The organism is Pseudomonas sp. PvP028 (assembly GCF_017832255.1).
Taxonomy (GTDB): Bacteria; Pseudomonadota; Gammaproteobacteria; order Pseudomonadales; family Pseudomonadaceae; genus Aquipseudomonas; species Aquipseudomonas syringae.
In genome coordinates this window covers 3,546,633-3,566,048 of the sequence record NZ_JAFIBL010000001.1, presented here as the reverse complement: position 1 = coordinate 3,566,048, position 19,416 = coordinate 3,546,633, and the positions used below count along the sequence as shown (strand labels likewise).

The 19,416-nt window shown below is 60.1% G+C and carries 16 protein-coding genes; 14 read left to right on the top strand and 2 right to left on the bottom strand.

The genetic code is table 11. The annotated features are described in order from the left end of the window. Nucleotides 1–43: 43 nt before the first annotated feature. Nucleotides 44–931, top strand: coding sequence for a threonine/homoserine exporter RhtA (gene rhtA, locus JOE34_RS15850; RefSeq protein ID WP_209996864.1), 888 nt, complete (start codon nt 44–46; stop codon nt 929–931). A gap of 166 nt (nt 932–1,097) precedes the next feature. After that, a complete protein-coding gene (locus JOE34_RS15845) occupies nt 1,098–1,412 on the top strand; it encodes a hypothetical protein (protein WP_003315720.1) in 315 nt (104 codons plus the stop codon). A 24-nt stretch (nt 1,413–1,436) separates the two neighbouring features. Here JOE34_RS15845 and JOE34_RS15840 read toward each other — a convergent pair whose 3' ends face one another. Both JOE34_RS15840 and JOE34_RS15835 read right to left on the bottom strand, forming a co-directional pair. After that, nucleotides 1,437–3,245 carry an aminopeptidase P family protein gene (locus JOE34_RS15840; protein WP_003315721.1) on the bottom strand — a complete coding sequence of 603 codons (1,809 nt, stop codon included), beginning with the start codon at nt 3,243–3,245 and terminating at the stop codon, nt 1,437–1,439. A gap of 57 nt (nt 3,246–3,302) precedes the next feature. Further along, on the bottom strand, nt 3,303–4,496 hold the full coding sequence (locus JOE34_RS15835; RefSeq protein WP_010424980.1) for an aminotransferase class V-fold PLP-dependent enzyme: 1,194 nt from the start codon (nt 4,494–4,496) through the stop codon (nt 3,303–3,305). Nucleotides 4,497–5,163: 667 nt separating this feature from the next. On the opposite strand from JOE34_RS15835, the gene JOE34_RS15830 reads away from it, so the two are divergent. From JOE34_RS15830 to JOE34_RS15775, 12 genes are all read left to right on the top strand, one after another. Further along, complete coding sequence (locus JOE34_RS15830; protein WP_209996050.1) at nt 5,164–6,279, top strand: DegT/DnrJ/EryC1/StrS family aminotransferase; 1,116 nt, start codon at nt 5,164–5,166, stop codon at nt 6,277–6,279. A gap of 5 nt (nt 6,280–6,284) precedes the next feature. Next, complete coding sequence (locus JOE34_RS15825) at nt 6,285–7,799, top strand: oligosaccharide flippase family protein (protein ID WP_016568463.1); 1,515 nt, start codon at nt 6,285–6,287, stop codon at nt 7,797–7,799. 3 nt (nt 7,800–7,802) lie between these two features. Then, nucleotides 7,803–8,738: a glycosyltransferase family A protein gene (locus JOE34_RS15820; protein ID WP_003348528.1), complete on the top strand. Its 936-nt coding sequence runs from the start codon at nt 7,803–7,805 to the stop codon at nt 8,736–8,738. Beyond that, nucleotides 8,728–9,180, top strand: a complete 453-nt coding sequence (locus JOE34_RS15815) for a low molecular weight protein-tyrosine-phosphatase (RefSeq protein ID WP_003420458.1) — start codon at nt 8,728–8,730, stop codon at nt 9,178–9,180. The genes JOE34_RS15820 and JOE34_RS15815 overlap by 11 nt, the downstream gene beginning before the upstream one ends. Next, nucleotides 9,181–11,388: a polysaccharide biosynthesis tyrosine autokinase gene (locus tag JOE34_RS15810; RefSeq protein ID WP_017277995.1), complete on the top strand. Its 2,208-nt coding sequence runs from the start codon at nt 9,181–9,183 to the stop codon at nt 11,386–11,388. A 52-nt stretch (nt 11,389–11,440) separates the two neighbouring features. Next, the gene (gene rfaH, locus JOE34_RS15805; protein WP_010424988.1) at nt 11,441–11,953 is read left to right on the top strand and encodes a transcription/translation regulatory transformer protein RfaH; all 513 of its coding nucleotides are present in this window, start codon (nt 11,441–11,443) and stop codon (nt 11,951–11,953) included. Between the two features lie 84 nt (nt 11,954–12,037). Further along, nucleotides 12,038–13,039 carry a glycosyltransferase gene (locus JOE34_RS15800; RefSeq protein ID WP_122255228.1) on the top strand — a complete coding sequence of 334 codons (1,002 nt, stop codon included), beginning with the start codon at nt 12,038–12,040 and terminating at the stop codon, nt 13,037–13,039. Next, nucleotides 13,036–14,241: a glycosyltransferase family 4 protein gene (locus tag JOE34_RS15795; RefSeq protein ID WP_209996048.1), complete on the top strand. Its 1,206-nt coding sequence runs from the start codon at nt 13,036–13,038 to the stop codon at nt 14,239–14,241. The genes JOE34_RS15800 and JOE34_RS15795 overlap by 4 nt, the downstream gene beginning before the upstream one ends. Nucleotides 14,242–14,345: 104 nt before the next feature. Further along, nucleotides 14,346–15,461, top strand: coding sequence for a glycosyltransferase family 1 protein (locus JOE34_RS15790; protein WP_024665658.1), 1,116 nt, complete (start codon nt 14,346–14,348; stop codon nt 15,459–15,461). Between the two features lie 73 nt (nt 15,462–15,534). After that, nucleotides 15,535–16,764: a glycosyltransferase family 4 protein gene (locus JOE34_RS15785; RefSeq protein WP_209996045.1), complete on the top strand. Its 1,230-nt coding sequence runs from the start codon at nt 15,535–15,537 to the stop codon at nt 16,762–16,764. A 13-nt stretch (nt 16,765–16,777) separates the two neighbouring features. Next, nucleotides 16,778–18,187, top strand: a complete 1,410-nt coding sequence (locus JOE34_RS15780) for an undecaprenyl-phosphate glucose phosphotransferase (RefSeq protein WP_003348546.1) — start codon at nt 16,778–16,780, stop codon at nt 18,185–18,187. 80 nt (nt 18,188–18,267) lie between these two features. Then, nucleotides 18,268–19,356 carry a polysaccharide biosynthesis/export family protein gene (locus JOE34_RS15775; RefSeq protein ID WP_024665660.1) on the top strand — a complete coding sequence of 363 codons (1,089 nt, stop codon included), beginning with the start codon at nt 18,268–18,270 and terminating at the stop codon, nt 19,354–19,356. The last annotated feature ends 60 nt before the right edge of the window (nt 19,357–19,416 follow it).

The following is a 19,416-nucleotide window of genomic DNA, read 5'->3' as shown; positions in this document are numbered from 1 at the left end:
GCCATTACCTGTACCAGGATCACGCCCAGGATGTACATCTGAAATGTCTGAGAAATCCCGCAACCTAGCCTCTGCCCTGTTCCCTCTGGGACTGCTGATGATCGCCATGATCTCGATTCAAAGCGGCGCATCGCTGGCAAAGAGTCTTTTCCCTGTCGTGGGCGCGCAAGGCACCACGACACTCAGGCTAGTATTCGCAAGCCTTATCCTGGTTGCCGTCCTGCGCCCGTGGCGGGCGAATCTGACTGCAAAGTCGTTACGCACTGTCGTGATCTACGGCATTGCGCTGGGCTGCATGAACCTTCTCTTCTATATGTCGTTGCAGACAGTGCCCTTGGGAATTGCAGTAGCCCTGGAGTTCACCGGCCCGCTGGCTGTGGCGTTGCTGTCCTCCCGCAAGCCCATTGATTTCCTCTGGGTAACTCTGGCAGTCATCGGCCTGCTGCTGTTGATCCCTTTGGGGACCTCAGCTGCCGCGATCGATCTGCTCGGTGCAGGCTATGCCTTGGGCGCCGGGGTGTGCTGGGCCGCATACATCGTGTTCGGTCACAAGGCTGGCGCCGACAACGGTGTGCAGACGGCTGCCCTCGGCGTCGTTATTGCCGCGCTCTTTATAGGACCGATTGGCGTGATCCACGCAGGCTCTGCGTTACTGGATATTTCACTGATACCCGCAGCGTTGGGTGTCGCTATCCTGTCGACTGCCCTGCCCTATAGCCTGGAGATGATTGCCCTGACGCGGATGTCGGCGCGTACATTTGGCACGCTCGCAAGCCTGGAACCCGTCTTCGCAGCGCTTTCCGGCCTGGTTTTTCTCCATGAAAGCCTTTCACTGACGCAATGGCTGGCGATCGGCGCAATCATCTTCGCCTCCATCGGCGCAACCCTTGGTTCTGCAAACAGCAAACCTCAACTGGTACCGGCCGACTGAACTTACCACGCAGCAAGAAGCCATATGGCACTAGCATTTGTTACGCGCATGCGCCATGTTTGTACCTGACCGATTTATATTCGGTGGCTATGCGTTACAGTTCAAACGACTCATGGTCCAGTCAATCGGATGGATCGCGATCAGCAATGGCCCGCTAAGGAAAGGAATGAAATACATTTTTGTCGTATTGGCCATATTGGCTGTGGCAGGTTGTGCAGCCACATCCAAACCCGTCACGCAAAGCAAGCGAGGCATCCACATCAACTGCTCAGGCCTCACTTCGTCTTGGGCAAAATGCTACGAACTGGCTACCAACTCCTGCGCTTCCAGAACATTCAAAGTGATCGCAAAGTCCGGCGATGCCACCGAGGAGCCCGAAGACTATCCGTTCGGCCTGAACCCGGCGGGTTACACCAGCCGCAGCATGATCATTGTGTGCAGGAAAGCAGCACCACTGGCCGATCCGTCACCGCAGGACTGAGCCCGCGGCAACGTGAAGGCTTGATCAGACAGGGATCGTGCGGGCCTGCAGCCACAACAGCGCAGTGCCCTGCAGAAACGGGCTCAAGCGCGTCAGAACCTGCACATGGTAGTCGTTCAGCCAGGCGCGTTCTTCTGCGTTCAACATCGACACCTCAAGGCAACGGGTGTCGATCGGGCACAGCGTCAGGGTTTCAAAGCGCAGGAACTCGCCGAACTCGGTTTTGCCTGCTTCCTGGTTGATCACCAGGTTTTCGATACGCACCCCCCAGCGTCCAGGCCGGTACGTACCGGGCTCGATGGACGTGATCATCCCTGGCAGCATGGCCGTCTGCGGCGTTGCAGGTGCCTGATAGGCAATGACTTGCGGCCCCTCGTGCACATTCAGGAAATACCCCACACCGTGCCCGGTGCCGTGGCCGTAATTGACACCCTCACTCCAGATCGGCGCTCGGGCAATGGCGTCCAGCAGCGGCGACTGAATGCCCTTGGGGAAGTGAGCACGTGACAGTGCGATCACACCCTTGAGGACGCGCGTACAGTCCTGCTTCTGTTCGGCACTCGGTGTTCCGATCGCCACCATTCGCGTGATGTCAGTGGTGCCACCAAGGTACTGACCGCCCGAATCGATCAGCAGCAAACCATCACCTTCTATCCGCGCATGCTCCGCCTCGGTGGCGCGATAATGCGGCATTGCGCCATTAGCATTGAAACCCGCAATAGTCGCAAAGCTGGGCGAGACATAACCCGGACGTCGCTCACGTGCCTGCGTGAGTTTTTCATCGATGGTCAGTTCGCTGACAGGCTCTCGCCCCAGTGCACTGTCCAGCCAGGCGAAAAATTCGCAGAGCGCCGCGCCGTCCTGCTCCATTGCCTGACGGATATGAGCCGTATCGGTCTCGGTTTTTCGCGATTTCAGCAACGTGCTCGGGTTAAGCCCTTCAACCAGCGTGACCTCACTGTCCAGGTAATCGAGCAGTCCGCAGGTAACCCGCGCCGGATCGACCAGCAGTCGCGCATCCTTCGGCAGTTCACGCAAGGCGGCGCCAATCTGCGTGTACTCCATGAGGTTGATGGCCTCGCGCTCCAGGCGCGCACGCACCGAGTCCGGTACTTTCTTCGAGTCCACGAACAGCGTGACGCTTTGCGGACCGATCAAGGCAAACGCGATGAACACCGGATTGTAGGAAACGTCTGCGCCACGCAGATTGAACAGCCAGGCGATGTCGTCCAGCGTTGCAATGAAATGCCAGTCAGCTTTTCGCTCGACGATGATCTGACGAACCCGCGCGAGTTTTTCGCTACGGTCCAGTGACGCTTGGGGAGGCAAATGCTCGTAAATCGGGTGGGACGGCAACGCCGGGCGGTCCTGCCATAGCTCGGTAAGCAGGTCGATGTCGGTTCGCAGCCGCGCGCCACGTTCGTAGAGCTTGCTTGCCAAAGTCCGTGAAGAAGCTACGGCCAGAACCGCCCCATCAACGGCAACCACGCTTTCGGCCTTGGCTTCATCTGCCAGCCATTCGAGCGGACCTTGCTGGCCAGGCATCAGTTTCACCAACTCGATGCCGCTGCCGGCCAGCTCCTTGGTGGCCTGCTCCCAATAGCGGCTATCAGCCCAAATGCCGGCAAAATCCTGGGTGATGATCAGCGTACCGACCGAGCCGTGAAAACCCGACAACCACTGGCGCCCCTGCCAATAGCCGGGCAGGTATTCGGAGAGGTGCGGATCCGCTGACGGCACCAGATAGGCATCGATGCGCTCCCTGCTCATCAAGGCGCGGGTTTGCGCCAAACGTTCTGCCACGTCTGAACTGGCATTGGATTGCGTGCTCATTGACTCTCCTGCTGACCCGGAAATTGACTGCTTTCACTGGTTCAGATAATGGAGCACTCATCGAGCCTGAGCAACCGCCCAGAACGCAGGCTGAACAAGAGAGGCGCGAATCGAGTCGACCGCACGCTCTATGTCCTGCTCGCGGGTGAAGCGCCCCAGGCTCAGACGTATGGTCTGGCTGGCGGCCTGCGGGCTCAGCCCAAGTGCGAGCAGGACATGCGACGGCAGGTTTTTCGCCGAGTTGCAGGCTGAGGTGGACGAAAAGGCCAGACTCTCACCCAGCGCGGCGACGTCCAGATCGTTATGGGTGAAGGTAAAACTGAGTGTGTGGGCAATCCGCTGCGTGGGACTGCCGTTGATACACACCCCGGGGATCTTGGCCAGGCGCTCACAAAGAAGATCACTCAGCCGCTGTACTTCAACCACTTCTTCTTCGAGCACCTCTGCCGCCAGGGCAAAGGCAGCGCCCATTCCTGCGATCTGATGCGTCGCCAGTGTCCCGGAGCGCAAGCCACATTCGTGGCCTCCCCCATGAATCTGAGCGAGCACACGCTGCTGCGCGCGCGGACCGACGTACAAGGCGCCAACGCCCTTGGGCCCATAGATCTTGTGTGCCGAGAGCGACATCAAATCCACCGCGAGCTGGCTGAGGTCAATCGGCAGCTTGCCAGCGCCTTGTGCAGCGTCGACATGCAACAGCGCCCCGTGCCCACGTACACGCCTGCCGATTTCGGCGATGTCGTTGACGGTACCCAGTTCGTTATTGACCAGCATCAGCGAGACCAGAAATGTATCGCCACGCAAGGCTGCACTGACCGCATCGGCACTGATAAGGCCCTCGCTGTCCGGCGCCAGCCAAGTGACATCGACGCCCTCTTCCTCAAGTTGACGGGCGGTGTCGAGGGTAGCCTTGTGCTCGATCAGGCTGGTGATGATATGACCGGGTCTGCCTCCGAAGACCGCTGCCTGGCGCTTGGCACGTTCCTGAGCTACCCCCTTTATTGCCAGATTGCTGGATTCGGTCGCGCCGGAAGTCCAGATGATCTGCGAGGCTTGCGCACCCACCAGGTGCGCAACCTGCCCACGGGCAAACTCCACTGCAAGGCGGGCTTTCTGGCCGAACGAATGGGAGCTGGAGGCGGGATTACCGAAATTGCCTGATGCCCCCAGGCAATCGACCATCACTCTGATGACGCGCTCGTCCACAGGCGTGGTGGCAGCGTAATCGAAATACAGCACTGGCTCGTTCATACACGTTCCTCGTTTACAGACCATGAGGAAGATCATGCACGAAATCAAATAGAACCAAAAATTATCAATTAGTATTTATATAGATCAAAATTGAATATTTAAAAAGCTGCTGTCGTAAAATCTGTTGATCTCTCGACGCCGGACAGAGGTCGTGAGCTGTGTCGTTAAAAAGACATCGACGGATGATATTTTTTTGACACACTTATAAATCAGTACGTTAGATTCTCCGCTCTACCATTTATCAAAAATCTAACAGAAACCTGACGAAATAATTTGACAGATACCCTGCCGCCACCGATATATAGGACCGTCAGGCACATTCCGGTTTTACGCACATGCCGCAGAGCATGGCGTCGGAATCATCCGCCGAAGTTGACTGCTGTCCCGTCTCACCCTGTCAGTTATTTCCACGGCGCTTACCCGGCGCTGGCGGATGTCTGTTGACTCTCACTTCCTTTTTAAACTGCTGAATGCGTTCGGTGTGGCGGTAGCTTTGCCTGTTGCAATGCGACCCACTCGACGCTTACGCGTTGGTTCTGTGTAAGCAGCGCCCTGACTGGATCGACACGATTCGGCGGTAGCGTGCCCGGCAGTCAACGCACGTCTGCGAAAGATGCCCGGTCACCCGCTTGGCAACGCGCTGATTCAAAGAAACATGGAGGCTTCGATGATTAACGTGACCAAGACATATCTGGGTGATATCGACCAGTTCAAACGCTATGTCGAAGGCATCTACGCACGTGGCTGGCTGACCAATCACGGTCCGCTGGCCAGGGAGCTGACGGATCGACTCAAGGACTACCTGGGCGTCAGGCACATTATTCTGACCAATAACGGCACCCTTGCCCTGCAAGTGGCCTATCGGGCGCTGGGGCTGAGCGGCAGCGCAGTGACCACGCCATTCAGTTTTGTCGCGACCAGCAGTTCGCTGCAATGGGAAGGCATCCGGCCGATCTTTGCCGACATTGATGCGCACACCTGGAACATCTCGCCGAAACACATCGAAAACAGTATTGCCGAAGACACCACTGCGATCGTCGCAACCCACGTGTTCGGCAATCCGTGTGACGTGCAAGCCATCGAGCAAGTAGCCCGCGAGCATAAGCTCAAGGTCGTCTATGACGGCGCACATGCATTCGCCGTGCGTCACGCAGGCCAGTCGGTGCTCAATCACGGCGACATCAGCACCTTGAGCTTCCATGCCACCAAGCTGTTTCACACCATTGAAGGTGGCGCGATCATCACCAACGATGACGAGCTGGCCAGACAGGCCCATCTGATGTGCAACTTCGGCATTTCCGGCGTCGACCGGATCGACGGCATCAACGCCAAGCTCAACGAATTCTCTGCTGCGATGGGTCTGTGCATTCTCGACAACATCAGCAACATTCTCGAAGAGCGCGCAGAGATAGCCGATCACTACACCTCGTCGCTGCAGGACTACCTGGATCTGCAGACACCCCAGGCCGACAGCCAGTTGAATCACAGTTATTACCCTGTGGCCCTGCGCGACGAGCAACAATTGTTGAGCGTGCGCACGGCACTCAACCAGCACAAGATCAACCCTCGCCGCTACTTCTACCCCTCGCTGGATACCCTTGAATACCTGCAGCCTCAGCCCGGCCAGCCGGTCTGCAGAGCGTTGAGCGAGCGAGTGCTGTGCCTACCGATCTATCCAGGTCTGCTGAGAAGCGAGCAGGACCTGGTGATCCGCACCCTGATCGAAGCCTGCAACGGGACTGAAACTGACTACCGGGCTTGCACCGTTGCGCGGGTCTGCTGACGACCATGCCAGGCAAACATTCCCTCATTCGCAACACCCTCCTGAATTATGGCGGGCAGGCTTACGTGCTGCTGGTCGGGATTCTGATCATGCCGTTTTATCTGGGCCATCTGGGTGCCGAAGCGTATGGCCTGATCGGCTTCTTCACCCTGCTGCAGGCCTGGCTGCAATTGCTGGATGCCGGCCTGTCGCCCAGCCTGGTGCGGGCGGTGGCGCATCAGCGAGACACCCCTGCAAGCAAACAATACCTGGGCCGTCTGCTGCGCTCGTTCGAACTGGTTTTTCTGCCGATGGCCATGTTCTGCGCCCTGCTGGTCTGTATCGCCAGCCCGTGGATCGCCGCGCACTGGCTGAACGCAAACACGCTACAACCCGACACGCTGACCCATTGCATCACTTTGATGGGCATCATCATTGCCCTGCGCCTGTATTCGACGCTGTACAAAAGCGCGATTCAGGGCCTTGAACAGCATGGCTGGCTCAACGTCGCCAATGTGTTGATCGCGACATTGCGCTACTTCGGTGGCCTGGTGCTGGTCAGTCAGTTTTCCCGGGACCCACGAGACTTCTTTGAATTTCAACTTGCGGTGGGGCTGCTCGAAACCCTGTGGTTTGCCGGCAAGGCCCGCGGGCAGATGCCTGCGCCGCATTGGCTGACCGGTCTGGACTGGCCATTGATCAAGCCGATCCTGCCCTTCGCCGCCAGCCTGTCGCTGAGCGCTGTGCTGTGGATCGTGCTGACTCAGGTGGACAAGGCTCTTCTGTCGAATCTGCTGCCGCTGGGCCAGTACGGCTACTTCTCACTGGTGGCGTTGATCGCCACCGGCATCGTGATGCTGACCAATCCGCTGGTCCAGACGCTGCTGCCGCGCCTGACAGTGTTGATGGCCGAGGGGCGGCGCGACGAGATGCACGCCTTGTTCCTCGCCGCCAATCGCTTCGCCTGCACCTTTGTGTTTCCTCTGGCGGCGGTCATTGCCCTGTATGCAGAACCGTTGATTCTCGCCTGGACCGGCGATCCGGTCGCCGCAAACTGGAGTCGCCCGGTACTGGGCTGGTACGCACTGGGCAGCGCCATCATGGCCGCCAGTGCCTTTCAGTTCTATTTGCAATACGCCTATGGCCGAATGCATTTGCACCTGTGGTACAGCCTGATATCGACGCTGGTCAGCGTGCCGGTGATGGTGCTGGCGATTCATTACCAAGGCGTGTACGGCGCGGCGTTGGCGTGGTTTTTTCTGCGCGCGACGTCCTTCGCGATATGGCCAGCCATCGTGCATCGACACCTGGCCCCCGGCCTTCATCGCCAGTGGCTGAGCGACATCCTGCGTATCAGCGTCATGACCGCTGCTGGCCTGGTGGTCAGCGCTCCCGTATTCAATCTGATTGCCGGTGAAAGCCGCAGCAGCGTGCTTCTGGCACTCGCGCTCAGCGGGCTTGTCACCCTGACGCTGGTGGCGACGAGTCACCGGCCGCTGGCATCGAAACTCTATGTTCTGTTCAGTAAACCGAGTACTTGAGCCATGGACGACACTGTAAGAAATACCGAGGAAACCTGCCTGGCGCCGCCGCTGCTGAGCATCGTATGCCCCGCCTACAATCAGGAAGGCTTCATCGCCCAGACGCTGGACGGGCTTTTGTCACAGCAGACCGATTTCAGGTACGAAATCCTGATCAACGACGACGCCTCCACAGACGCTACCGCGCGCATCATTGCGCACTACGCCGAGCGGCATCCGACGATCATTCGGCCCTTCTATCAGCAGATCAATCAGTACAGCCAGGGCAGAGCTTGCGTCCCGGGCCTGTTTGGCGAAGCGCGCGGTCGTTACATCGCCTACTGCGAAGCCGACGACTACTGGACCGATCCGCAAAAACTGCAGCAACAAGTGGACTTTCTCGAAGCTCATCCGGATTACGTCATCACTTATCACGACGCGTTCGTCTTCGATGATCACGGCCAGTACGGAGTGCAATTGCAAGGCCACCTGCGCGCCGATGCCTCGGCGCTGGAGTTGCAACAGGCAAGACGCCTGTCGACCCTGACCGTCTGCTTTCGCAATGTGTTCAGCCAGATGCCACCCGAACTGAGCCTGTGCAGCGCACCATTGAACGATATGTGCTGGTGGTCGTTGCTGGGGGCCTACGGCAAGGGCAAGTTCATGGCCGGGATCAAGCCGGCCGCCTATCGCGTGCACCCTGGCGGGGTGTTCTCGATGCGCAGTGACAAACGCAAGTTGCACATGAACCTGCAGACCTGCTCAAGCCTGGCCAACTATTACAACCGCTTGGGCAATCAGCCGCTGTACCAGTATTTCCTGATGCAGACGGTGTGCCTGTCGCTGGCCGCACTCGCCCCCCGCCACAAACTGCAGACGCTGTGGAAAGTGGCGGTCAACATGATCGGCAATCTGCGCAGGCGCCTGCCGCCCGCCACTGGCAAAGCTCATGTTCAGTAGTGTGCTGGTGTTGTGCGTCGGCAACGTCTGCCGCAGTCCGATGGCCGTGGCGATGCTGCATGAACGCCTGCAGGCCACGCAGGTGCGTATCCAGTCGGCAGGCATCGCCGCGTTGTCGGGTTCGTCGATCGACCCGACGGCACATGCGGTGCTGCAGTCGCACCGGGTACAGCCCCGGCGGCATGCCGCTCGCCAGATGAGTCGCGAGCTGCTGCGCCAGGCCGACCTGATCCTGCTGATGGAGCAGGCGCATTTCTCCGACGTCCTCGAACTGGCCCCCGAGGTGCGCGGCAAAGCCTTTCTGATCGGCAAATGGCAGGACCCGCTCGACATCACCGACCCTTACCGGCGGCCCGCGTCAGCCTTCGAACAGACCTACGCGCAGCTCTCGCGCTGCATCGACGACTGGCTCCCTCATTTTCAGTCAGGAGCAACAGGATAAATGACCGTCATGAACCATCCTTCCCTGAATTTCCAAGCGGACTCCCGGATCGATCTGGCAACAGTCCTGCGGATGCTGTTCGATCACAAGACCCTGATCCTGTGGACCGTCGGCGTGTTTTTCCTGATCGGCCTGGGCTATGCCATTCTGGCCACACCGGTGTATCAGGCCACCGCCATGATTCAGATAGAGCCTCGGAAAATCGGCATCGAGGGCACGCCGGAAGTCAGTGCCAAGCCACTCTCGGTGTCGCAGGCGACCACCGAGATCGAGCTGATCAAGTCCCGCGCACTGCTGGGCAAGGTCGTCGACGATCTGCAGCTCAATAGGCTCCAGACACCTGATTTGTTTCCTGTGATCGGTCCGTATCTGTATCGCACCTTCAAGCCCGCACGCGACGGTGAACTGGCGCAGCCTTTATTCGGCCTGACCCAATATGCGTGGGGCGGCGAAAAAATAGAGGTGTTCCAACTGGAAGTGCCAGAGCACCTGCTGGGTGAAAGGCTCACCCTGACCGCAGGCAAACCCGGCCAGTTCTCGCTCTACGACAGCGAACACAATCTGCTGCTCGGCGGTGCGATCAATCGCGTGGTCGAAGGCCACGGAATCAAGATTCAGGTCGCTACGTTGCAGGCCCGGCCCGGCACCGATTTCACTGTCTCCAGACAGCGCACGCTCAGCACCGCGCTGATCTATCAGAACCGCCTGAAGATCGCCGAGGCCGGCAGGGACTCGGGCATCATCTACCTGTCGATCGAGGACCAGGACGCACAACGGGCCAACCGGATTCTCGATGAGGTCAGCCATCTGTATGTACGTCAGAACGTCGAGCGCAGTTCAGCCGAGGCCGCCCAGCGCCTGCAGTTCTTGCGCTCGCAGTTACCCGCCGTACGCAAGCAGCTTGAGGAATCGGAGACCGCACTGAATACCTTCCAGACCAGCGCCCGATCGGTGGACCTGAGTATCGAAACCAAGGGGGTGCTTGACCAGGTGGTCAGTCTTGACTCGATGCTGTCCGAACTGAAACTCAAACGCGTCGAACTGGAGCGGCTGTATACCCGTGAGCACCCGACCTATCGCAGCCTGATGAGCCAGATGAACCAGCTGGAACAACAGCGCCAGGGCCTGCTGAAAAAAATCGACGCGCTGCCCATGACCCAGCAAGAGTTGTTGCGTCTGACCCGCGATATGCAGGTCATCAGCCAGACCTACACACTGATGCTCAACAAAAGCCAGGAGCAGGACATTCTGCGCGCCGGCAACATCGGCAATGTACGGGTCATCGACAACGCCGACACCAATGTCGAAAGACCCGTCAAACCGATGAAAACACTGATCGTGCTGATTGCCACGCTGCTCGGCGCACTGGTGGCGATGACCATGGTTTTCGTGCGTCAGGCGTTCTATCGCGGCGTAGAAAGCGCCGAGATCATTGAAAATCTGGGCATGCCAGTCTACGCGTCGCTGCCCTACTCGCGTCAACAGGAGCATCTGGACAAGCGCGACCATGCAGGCCAGGAGTCGAAGCTGCTGAGCATCGCCGCGCCCGCCGAGCTGGCGATCGAGTCATTGCGCAGTCTGCGCACAAGCCTGCACTTCGCCATGCTTGAAGCGCGCAACAACGTACTGATGATATCCAGCCCGACACCCGGAGCAGGCAAGTCTTTTGTGTCGAGCAATCTGGCGACCATCATTGCCCAGACCGGCAAACGGGTCCTGCTGATCGACGCCGACATGCGCAAAGGCTACCTGCATCGCCTCTTCGGTCTGCAACCCAAACACGGGCTGTCAGACACCCTGGCGGCGCGTCTGCGCTGTACCGAGGTCATCAACACCACCCGTGTCCGGCATCTGGATTTCATCTCCTGTGGTTTCGCCGCGCCTAACCCCTCAGAGCTGCTGATGCATGACAACTTCCACAAGATGCTTACCGAACTGTCGCCGCTGTATGACCTGATTCTGATCGACACCCCGCCCATCCTGGCCGTAACCGACGCGACGCTGGTCGGCCGTCAGGCGGGCACTTGCCTGCTGGTGGCGCGCTTCGGCATGACCACCGTCCAGGAAATCGAAGCCAGCAAACGACGTTTGGGTCAGAACGGAATTCTGATCAAGGGCGCCATTTTCAACGCGGTGGTGCGCAAGGCTACGACCTCCGACTACGACTGCGCCGCCTACGGCTACAACTACCACCCCGCGCCACGATAACCAGGGCGCCGCGTGCCGCTGACCGAGCTGTTTCATTTAAAAGGAATTAACCATGTCCCGCTCCGACCAGGATGTCCGCTGGTACTTGATCCAGACCAAACCACGGCAGGAAGCCCGCGCCGAAGAACATTTGCGGCGTCAGCAGTTCGAGTGCTATCGACCGTTACAGGCCGATGCAAAAAAAACCGGCGCTAAGGCTCAGGCCGGCGAGCCCTTGTTCCCCGGCTATCTGTTCATTCACATGGATCAGGTGCAGGACAACTGGTACCCGATTCGCTCCACCCGCGGCGTCTCGCGCATCGTGACCTTCGGTGGTCATCCGGTGCCGGTTCGGGATCATCTGATCGAGCAGATCCGCCAACGACTCGCCACACCCGCGCCGAAAACACAGTTTACCCAGGGGGACGCGGTGCTGATCACCCATGCCAGCTGGGGTGACGTCGAGGCCATCTTTTTGAGCGAAGACGGCGCGCAGCGCGCGGTGATCCTGCTCAATATGCTGCAACGCCAGCAAAAAGTGGTGCTGCCGATCAGCAGCCTGTCGCGAATCGAGGCGAGCGCCTAGCGCTCGAACCCGCCGCAACCTGCCGCACGACGTGTACTGAAAGCATGCGTCGCACGCCTGTTCCACCAGCCTCGGAATCGCACCATGCCGCGCCAGACCACCCTGGTGACGCTCACCTATGGTGACCGTTTCAGCTATTTGCACACCCTGATCAGCCGCTCGCTGGAAAGCCCGCTGATCGGCCGTGTGATCGTAGTCAGCAATGCTTCCACCGCGCCGCTGCAAGTGCTGTGCGATAAGTGGCCCGATCGGGTTCAGGTGATCTGGCTGCCGCACAACACCGGCTCGGCCAATGGCTACTCGGTGGGCATCAACGCCGCGCTGCAAACCGGAGACGACTGCATCTGGCTGATGGACGACGATAACGCACCGACCGAACATGCCATCGAGGCATTGCATCGATCCTTGCGTGAACGGCAACTCCTCGACGGCCAGGACAACTGCGCGGTGCTCGGCTTTCGCCCCACGCATCAAGCCGACATCGCCGCAGGTGTGCCGCTGCAATATGCGATCCAGCGGCGCTCAAGCTTCTTCGGCTTTCACATCGCCCAGTTGCCTTACAAGATCTGGCGACGCCTGCCGTGGGGAAAGCCCGATGCGACCCGGCTGATGCCGGAACGCGTGCAACTGCCTTTTGCCACTTACGGCGGGCTGCTTGCCCATCGCAGCCTTTACCAAAAGATCGGCCTGCCACTGGATGCTCTCAAGCTGTACAGCGATGACAGCGAATACACCTGGCGCATCACCGACGGTGGCGGAAAGCTGTTTCTGGTGCCCGATGCGCGGCTGGATGATCTGGAAGACTCCTGGAACATCAAGGCACGGACCCGCAATGTCTATGAAAGCTACCTGCTGGGCGGCTCGGATCTGCGCGCCTACTACGCAGCGCGCAATCAGGCCTGGTTCGACAAACATGTCTGGGCGGCTTCCACGCTCAGCTATCGGCTCAATCGCCGGGTGTTTCTCTGCCTGCTGAGCCTGTATGCCTGGCGCCATGACGCGGCCCAGCGTCTGGACCTGCTCAACGACGCCATTCGCGAAGGCGAAGCCGGCAGGCTGGGCCTGAACAGGGCCTATCCACTATGAAAATCCTTTTCATCAACAGCCTCTACGCGCCCGATATCGGCGGCGGCGCAGAAATCATTCTGCAGCGTACGGTCGAGGGCTTGCAGCAGCGCGGGCACGGCGTCGCGGTATTGGCCACCACTGACCGGCCCGGCTTGCAACTGGCGGAGGTCAACCGGGTCAAGGTCTATCGGGCCGGCCTGCTTAACCACTATTGGCACTTCATCGCCCAGCGTCCGGGCCGTCTGGCGCGCTTTGCCTGGCACTGGCGCGACCGCTACAACGCAGGCATGCGTGAGTACGTGGAGCGCGTGATGGAGCTGGAGCAGCCAGAACTGGTGGTGTGCCATAACCTGACGGGCTGGTCGGTCTCGGCATGGGACCAGATCACCCAGGCCAATTGCCCGATCGTGCAGGTGCTGCATGATTTCTACCTGCTGTGCCCGGCAAGCACGATGTTCAGAAAAGGCAAAGGCTGTCAGCGCCAGTGCACGACGTGTACACGGTTGCGCAGCCATCATGCACAACAGTCGGAACAGGTCAGCGCGGTGGTCGGCGTCAGCCGCTTCATGCTCGACACGCTGCGGGCGCAGGATTATTTCAAGCATGCCAGAGGCTATGTGGTGCATAACGCCAGCCCGTTTACACCAGCGCTTCGCGAGCAGCCCAAAGCACTTGTCGATAACGCACCGTTGCGTTTCGGTTACCTGGGCACCCTGTCGACCAACAAGGGGCTGGAGTGGATGATCGAGCAGTTCCAGCGCCTGCCGTTCAAAGCCACCTTGCAGATCGCCGGGCGCGGACAGCCATCCGATGAAAAGCGCTTCAGGGCCATGGTCACTTCCCCTGACATCAGCTTCGTCGGTTTTCAGAGGCCTGAGCATTTCTATCGCCAGATCGACGTGGCGGTTGTGCCTTCCCTGTGGAATGAGCCATTCGGCATGGTCGCGGTCGAGGCGTGCGCGCACTCGCTGCCGGTGATCGCCAGCCGCATGGGCGGGCTCACGGAAATCATTCAGGAACCGCTCAATGGCTTGCTGTGCAGCCCCGATGACCCTGACTCACTGGGGCTGGCGATGCTCAGGCTGCATCAGCAGCCCGAACTGCTGGCACGCCTCGGCAGCCAGGCACGCAGCAGCGTCGCGTCATTGATGAACCTGGACTTGATGCTGGACCAGTACGAAAGCATCTTCGCCCAGACCTTGCAGGATCGCAGCACGTAGCACCTGGCAAGTAGCACGGCGAACGGGCGCAGTCGCCCCGTTCGACGACATCACGGACACGGTGTGGCACCCGCCAGTTCACCTTCATCAGCAGGATGCTCAAGATGATTTTCATCAATGCACGGTTTCTTACCCAGGACATCAGTGGTGTACAGCGCTACGCAGAGCAGATGTGCCGAGCGCTGAAGCGACTGCGCGACGATCTGGTATTCGTTGCCCCGCATAACATCAGACTGCATGACTGCGCCAGCGCATTGGAGGCGCACTGCATCGGGCGCTCCACCGGGCATGCGTGGGAGCAGATCGACCTGCCGCTGTATCTGAAACGTCGGGGCAGTCCGCTGCTGATCTCGATCAGTAACACCGGGCCCATGCTGTATGGCAACCAGATTGCGACTCACCACGACATCAACTATGTGCGCTACCCGCAAAGTTACACCCGGCTGTTCCGGCTGGCCTATCGGACCATCACCCCGATCCTGCTGTCGCGCGCCAGAACCCTGATCACCGGCAGCCACTTCTCGCGCAAAGAAATATCCTCGTTCTATGGCTACGCAGAAGACAAGGTGCTCGTCGTACCGGCTGCTGTCAGCGACGATTTCATACCGGGTTCGACCGCGGTGAATCATCCGAAATACCTGCTGGCGGTATCCTCGCCGGCCGTGCACAAGAATTTCAGACGGATGATTCAGGCCTTTCTCAGCCTGCGCGGCCATACGGATCTGCAGTTGCATATTGTCGGCGCAGCCAGCGCGTTGTTCGCCGACCCGAACCTGCAGCACCTCGCCTGCCGTGACCCGCGCATCCGTTTTCTGGGGCGCCTCAGTGATGCCGAGCTGATCGCGCAGTACCAGGGCGCGACTGCGTTCGTCTTCCCTTCGCTTTACGAGGGCTTCGGCATCCCGCCGCTCGAAGCCCAGGCCTGCGGCTGTCCGGTGCTGGCGGCCAATGCTGCGTCTATTCCGGAAGTTCTGCAGGCCAGTGCGCTGTATTTCGACCCGCTGGACGTCAGCCACATGGCCGCAGCCATGCAGCGCATTCTGCTGGATGCGCCCTTGCGCAACGCGCTGCGTGTCCAGGGCCTGCAAAACGTGCAGCGTTTTTCCTGGGAGCTTTCCGCACAGCGTCTTTCCCAGCACATCGATACGTTGCTGGCGTCCGACCCCGCGCAGCAAAGCAGACTGAACATCGCCACCGAATCGTCCACCGGCAAACCCTGAATCCACAACAGCAACGCCAGGATGCGCGCCGTCGCGTCCGCATTAGTGCGGGCCATTACAGCAAGGAACGCCCATGAGAATCGCTATCGTCCACGACTGGCTGGTGAGCTACGCCGGTGCCGAGCGCGTGCTCGCGTCATTGATCAACGTCTGGCCCGCTGCGGACCTGTTTGCGGTCATCGACTTCCTCAGCGATCAGGACCGCGCGCACCTGCATGGCAAGGTCGCCAGAACGACGTTCATCCAGAAGCTGCCCGGTGCCCGCAAACACTATTCGCGCTACCTGCCACTGATGCCGCTGGCCATCGAGCAACTGGATCTGTCCGGCTATGACCTGATCATCAGCAGCAGCCACGCAGTGGCCAAGGGCGTGCTGTGCGGCCCGGACCAATTGCACATCAGCTATGTGCACTCGCCGATCCGCTATGCCTGGGACTTGCAGCATCAGTACCTTCAGGAGTCAGGGCTGAGCAAGGGAATCAAGGGTGGCCTGGCACGCCTGGTCCTGCATTACATTCGCTTGTGGGACCAGCGCACGTCGACCGGCGTGGATGCCTTCATTGCCAATTCCGGGTTTATCGGTGCGCGCATCAGCAAGGCCTATCGACGCGACTCCACCGTCATCTACCCGCCGGTGGACACGCTCGGCTTCACCGCACAGGGCACACGTGGGGACTTCTACCTCTGCGCCTCGCGAATGGTGCCTTACAAACGCATGCCGATGATTGTCGAGGCCTTCGCCGCGATGCCTGACAAACGCCTGATCATGATCGGCGACGGACCGGACCTGGCCAAGGCACAGGCCATTGCCAGCCAGGTGAGCAACGTGACGCTGCTGGGTTTTCAGCCAGGTAACGTGCTGCTCGAGCACATGCGCAGTGCCAAGGCGTTTGTCTTCGCCGCCGAGGAAGATTTCGGCATCAGCCCGGTCGAGGCCCAGGCCTGCGGCACGCCGGTCATCGCTTTCGCCAAGGGCGGCGTCATGGAAACCGTGCGCGGTCTGGATCACCCGCAGCCGACCGGCGTGCTCTACCGACAGCAAACAGTCGCATCACTGATTGCCGCCATCGGCGAATTCGAAGCGGCGCAATCACGCATCTCTCCCGAGGCTTGCCGGGCCAATGCCGAGCGGTTTTCGGTCGCGCGCTTCGAGCAGGAGATCAAAGCCTTCGTCGAGGACCGTCTGGCCCTCTCAAGCAGGGTTCATCTGGCGCGCCTACCTCAGTCGCAATGGGTCGCCCAGGCAGCGCCCGGCCTGGGCAGCGAACTGCCGAACCGTGTCGTCGCTCTGAAAATCGTCTGAGCGAGCCCTCCCCATGCGTACTTCAGTCCGCGGCATTCTGCGTGCCCACCAGTCAGCGCTTTCGCTCGCCCATCGCTTGCTGGACCTGACCGTCATTGTGCTGATCGGTTACTGGCAAACCGGGCTGACAGTCACCGACAGCACAGAAGCCTGGTCGCACATTTTCCTCGCGGTGCTGGTCTTTCACTGGGTCAGCGAGTACCACCAGTTGTATGGCTCATGGCGCGGCGAGCGCATCCTGCGCGAGCTGACCAAGGTCTTCAGTTACTGGGCGATGACCTTCATCACCCTGCTGTCGCTGAACAGCCTGCTGCTCAACCAGACGCAATTGCCCGATAACGGCCAGATGAGCTGGTTCGCGCTGGCCCTCGCCGTGCTGTGCGGCTACCGGCTGCTGATTCGCCTAGCCCTGCACACCCTGCGTCGGCGCGGCTTCAATACGCGCCGGGTGGCCATCGTCGGCACCGGGCAGGTCGGCGAGCGGCTGGCCCGGTCCATCGCCCTGGCGCCCTGGATGGGCCTGATCCTGCTCGGCTTTTACGACGCGCATCCGCAGCAGATGAATCTGCAGGCGCACAAGCGCCGCCCGCCCGTACTGGGTGACCTGCAGCAGTTGATCGAAGATGCCCGCGCTGGCCGGATCGACAAGGTGTACATCACCCTCGCCTTCAGCGCAGAACCGCAACTGCGCGAGTTGATTACCGGCCTGAGCGACACCACCGCCTCGGTCTATCTGATTCCGGATGTGTTCATGTTCGACCTGCTGCACGCGCGCAGTGAAAGCATCAACGGCCTGGCCAGCATCAGCATTTTCGATTCGCCCATGGACGGTGCCTGGAGCTTGGCCAAACGTGCCGAAGACATCGTGCTGTCGAGCCTGATTCTGTTGCTGATCGCCGTGCCCCTGCTGACCATTGCGGCAGCCATCAAGCTTACCTCGGCCGGCCCGGTGCTGTTCCGCCAGCGCCGCTACGGGCTGGACGGCCGCTCGATCATGGTCTGGAAATTTCGCAGCATGAGCGTCCAGGAAAACACCGATGTGGTGCTTCAGGCGACGCGCAACGACGCGCGGGTAACACCGCTGGGCCGCTTTTTGCGCCGGACGTCGCTGGATGAGCTGCCACAGTTCTTCAACGTGCTGCACGGCGACATGTCCATCGTCGGCCCACGCCCACACGCCATTGCCCACAACGAGCAATACCGCAGGCAGGTCAGCGGCTACATGTTGCGCCACAAGGTCAAGCCCGGCATCACCGGCTGGGCGCAGATCAACGGCTGGCGCGGCGAAACCGACACGCTGGACAAGATGCGCATGCGCGTCGAATTCGACCTGGAATACATCGAGCACTGGTCGATCTGGCTGGACCTGAAAATCATTCTGCTGACGCTGCTCAAGGGGTTCGTCAACAAAAACGCCTTCTGATGCCAGCGCTGACCTGAGCACACACCGAACACCCTCGGTACGCAACAAGAACGGAGCAATCCCATGAAAGGAAAAACGTCATGAATCGAAGCGTTACTGCGTTACTGCTGGTCAGCCTGGCGCTGCAAGGCTGTGCATTCGCGCCGGGGCAACATATGACGCCGGATGACGTCACTCTCGACAAACCGGACGAACCCCGTGCACAGCTGATCGAGGTCACGCCGAAGACCCTGCAGCAACAGCAACTGCGCGCCACTGCAGAGGCCAAGGCCCTGCCGCAGGTGCTACTGGACTACAGGACTCCGGAATACGTGATCGGTGCTGGCGATACCTTGCTGGTCACCGTTTTCGAACACCCCGAACTGACCGCGCCGGGCTCACAGGACCAACTGGATGCCAACACCCGGGAAGTGCTCAACGACGGCACGCTCTACTTCCCCTATGTAGGCAGAATCCGCGCGAATGGCAGAACGGTCAGCGAGGTTCGTGAGCAGTTACGCATGGGCCTGGCGCCGCAATACACCGAGGTCAAGGTCGACGTCAAAGTGCTGCGCTACAACAGCCAGAGAATACTGCTGTCCGGTTCTTTCAAGGTCCCCGGCCCGCAACCGATTACCAATATTCCGTTGAGCCTGGTGCAGGCGGTGAGTGTCGCCGGTGTCGACCTGACCGATGCCAACCTGGCCGGGCTGACCCTGCGCCGGGAGGGCAAGGACTACCTGATCGACATCGACTCGCTGAACCGCCGGGACTCGCAACTGAGCCGGATCTTCCTGAAGGACGGCGATTACCTGCACCTCAACAGCAACTCGCGAAACAAGATCTACGTGCTGGGCGAGGTCCGTAACCCTCAGGTGATCTCGTTCGGCACCACCCGCCTGACGCTGCTCGAGGCGTTGGGAAACTCCGGTGGCCTCAGCCCCGACAGCGCAGACGGCGATGCGGTGTACGTCATACGCGGTGCGGAAAACTTCGCCCAGGCGCCTTCCACCGTCTACCACCTCAATGCCAAGAAGCCCACCGCCTACCTGCTGGCGGGGCAGTTCGAGCTCAAGGCGCAGGATGTGGTGTTCGTCGGTCCTGCCGATATCACCCGCTGGAGCCGCTTCATCAGCCAGTTGCTCGGCTCGGCCAGCGTGATACAGACCGGTGCGGCCTTTCGCAACTGACCCAGGCGGCCGTTCGCCAATCTCCCTGCACGCGGTTGTGCGGGGATTTTTTTGCCTGTC